At 35.7% G+C, this 512-nt stretch carries 2 protein-coding genes; both read left to right on the forward strand.

Annotated elements, in window-relative coordinates:
• Window positions 1–192, forward strand: a 192-nt coding sequence (locus AC1Q7L_RS22120; protein WP_492329399.1) for a YciE/YciF ferroxidase family protein, incomplete at its 5' end; no start/stop codon positions are given.
• 162 nt (window positions 193–354) lie between these two features.
• Window positions 355–512 (forward strand): CinA family protein (locus AC1Q7L_RS22125; RefSeq protein WP_492329400.1); only part of this gene is annotated, 158 nt, incomplete at its 3' end.

Genomic DNA, 512 nt, shown 5'->3' on the forward strand with positions numbered 1-512 from the left:
ATCGCGGCGCAGAAGGTAGAACATTACGAGATCGCAAGCTATGGAGGCCTAACGCAACTTGCTATTACTATGGGACATGATAAGGCTGCTGAGCTGTTAGAAAAAACACTGCAGGAGGAAGAAGATACAGACTATAACCTTACGGAGATTGCAGAGACTAACATTAATTTTGATGCCCAGCAGGAAGATTAAACATATAAAATTTAAACAAGCCATACACTATCAGCTGTATGGCTTGTTTTCAATAATATAAAGTAGCCATCATTTAAAGAATAAACACTACCCTAAGTTCGTTAATACATTAATGAAATACAGATCAATTTTAAGTTCGTAAAATCTATATTATAAAGTATCATGGAATTTAACAAGATCCTTTTGGAACAAATCAATGAAGAATTTATGGGTTGTGATCAAACCATTTCCATTGCAGAAAGTGTTACCGCTGGTGCGATGCAGCTTGCGTTTTCGGAAATGACTAATTCAAAATTATTTTATAAAGGCGGTATCACGGT

It is taken from the genome of Chryseobacterium sp. GW823-FHT05E08, assembly GCF_058795655.1.